Origin of the sequence: Sulfurovum sp., from assembly GCF_041562805.1 — a bacterium.
In the GTDB taxonomy this organism is placed as follows: Bacteria; Campylobacterota; Campylobacteria; order Campylobacterales; family Sulfurovaceae; genus Sulfurovum.
The window spans coordinates 1-2,294 of the sequence record NZ_JBFFOH010000253.1 but is presented as its reverse complement, the minus strand read 5'-3'; the positions used below and the strand labels follow the sequence as shown (position 1 = coordinate 2,294).

General features: G+C 37.9%; 2 protein-coding genes. Both read left to right on the top strand.

Going from position 1 to position 2,294, the window contains the following annotated elements; genetic code table 11:
- Nucleotides 1-309 precede the first annotated feature (309 nt).
- Nucleotides 310-795: a hypothetical protein gene (locus tag ABYK33_RS15420; protein ID WP_373034209.1), complete on the top strand. Its 486-nt coding sequence runs from the start codon at nt 310-312 to the stop codon at nt 793-795.
- Complete coding sequence (locus ABYK33_RS15415) at nt 785-1,552, top strand: nucleotidyl transferase AbiEii/AbiGii toxin family protein (protein ID WP_373034208.1); 768 nt, start codon at nt 785-787, stop codon at nt 1,550-1,552. The genes ABYK33_RS15420 and ABYK33_RS15415 overlap by 11 nt, the downstream gene beginning before the upstream one ends.
- Nucleotides 1,553-2,294 lie beyond the last annotated feature (742 nt).

Genomic DNA, 2,294 nt, shown 5'->3' with positions numbered 1-2,294 from the left:
GAGTATCAGATAGGGTGTATCTCAGAGTCTAAAAGTGAACACAAAAATGCCGTTCGGTTTAAGAGGCGGGATTAATAAGCAGAGAGTGAGTGAAATTTATATTGTGATTTATTAAAGATATATAAAAAACAATATTTTGTTTACATTATTTTATAGTCAACGAAACAAAAATAAAACAAATATACTGTTTAAAACAACTTTTAGCCCCTATATTACGAGCTTTTGTAATTATTAATTATTACTTAAAAACAATGTATTATATAACTTTATTTATTGATGACGAAACAATTATGATATACTGTGGCCATTATGAATAATATACAAGCAGAAAACAGATCATCAACCGACGGTCTTTTAAAAAAAATCAAAAGATTAAATACACAAAAAATATATGCTTACTCCGTAATTGGAAACATTGGGCCGAAAGAGAGAGCTTATATTTCAAGGCTGGCAGATCGTGGAGAGATAGTTAAGCACAGTCGTGGAAAGTTTTTTAAACCAGGCAAGTCTGTGTATAAATTTTCTGACAAATCAATAGCTATTAATAAAGCTATGTTTACAAACGACTTGTTTTGGAGTGTCGGTAATGGTGCTGAAGTGAAAGTAGACACTTTAATTACCAGGTATATTGAAGTCCCTCGGTTTAAAGATATTTCAGCCTTGTATCATCTTTTTGGCTATAAACGGGTTTTAGCGATCGCACTGAAACATTTCAAAAACAGAAACGATGAACGTTTTATGTCGGTTCGAAAAGAGTTGGAAAAATGTGCACAATGGAGTATGAATGACAAATGAAGCTAAAGCACTGCTGGAGCGCATTAAAGATGCTGCACTGTTTCAAGCAGAAGAAGGTCGCTGTCATATCTATTTTGCAGGTGGAACGGCTCTCTCCTACTATTTGGATCACCGTATATCGTATGACTTGGATTTCATATGCTCACAAGAGCTGCCGGTAAGTGCCATAACAAGCTTTGCAATTGCTCACGGCGGCCGTAAAGTTCGCGACCCGAAAGAAAGCACATTTAGAATTCAGCGGGGCATTGATCTTAATACACGTGTCATGACGTTTGATTTCAGTGGACTTAAAGTGGAGTTCTTCTTTGCGGAAGATGCTATAAGACAAGGCATATTGGCTGCTGCCAAGCCGCAACTATATGAAGACTCAAAAGCGTTGCAGATCTTAGACATAGAGACACTCGCCAAACTCAAAACCTTCGCACTTTTAGACAGAGAAAAGAGCAGAGATATGATCGATGCTGCTGTTATGCTCGAGCAAGGTATTATCACCGTCGAGACGATAGAGATGTTTTCGGAGTACCATCCAAAGATCAGTACTGATGCAAAGAGACATTTACATGGTTATCTCTTTAAAGATGATGAGTCCATAGACTTTAAAGCAGGGCAAGAGCTCTACAAAACGTTTAAAAGGCTCTCTCAAGATCAGAGAGCTGCAAAGTCAAAAGAGATGGTGATGTACTATTTTGACAAAGCAGAACAAGATGATTTTCAAGAGAATTTAAAAAAAAGTCTAGCAGTTAAAAGAAAAAAATAACTCTTTTGCTGTTGGAAGATTCAACCCCAGCGGTGGAATGAAGTTGGTTGATTGTTGAAATTGTGCTCTGCATTCCCACGCCGGAGCGATGGGAACGAGAAAGATAAGGCTGTTTAGACCTCTGGCATAGTGCTGCCGATAAAAATTACCGCAACACTAAGCATTAGAATTTTTAAAACACCGACGAGAAGCATAACGTGCTTGAACATTTGAAACTCCTTATATATTTTTTTTGGTTTTTTTTGGTAATCAATTGATTTCGGTGGAAGTATAGGAGGGGATAGTAAACAAAACAACAACGCTCTTCAAAGGTCAGGGGTGATACCTATAATACCTTCTTAATGTTTTATGAATATATGGCTGAGAGCATCTTAAACACGCTGCTATGCTTTGTTGTGAACATTGTCAATAGCGGAGCCGAATTCGGCATTTATTTTATTGTAAGCTCCCAGAATAGGGAGGCAGTCTTGATTTTAGTGTGAAATTTTGGTTTGCCGTTGACATACACATAGTTGCTTGCCTGAGCATTGTCGCTAATGCTGGAGATGCGGTTCTATTTGTCGCGGACAATGACACATAATGTAGTGCGGTTTAGGAGAGAGGGCGTCTAATTTTAAATTATTAATTTTGGATGCAGGGATTCTCACGGTGTGAGGCTTATAGATATTGTAAAAGCCAAAAGCTTTTACAGCTCCTCTTCGCTCTCATATTCGCCAAAGAGTTCAGAGGCATCGACCTGCTG

Excerpts from the sequence above, each read along its gene's own strand:
- ABYK33_RS15420 (WP_373034209.1), top strand. The coding sequence starts at position 310 with ATGAATAATATACAAGCAGAAAACAGATCATCAACCGACGGTCTTTTA.
- ABYK33_RS15415 (WP_373034208.1), top strand. The coding sequence starts at position 785 with ATGACAAATGAAGCTAAAGCACTGCTGGAGCGCATTAAAGATGCTGCA.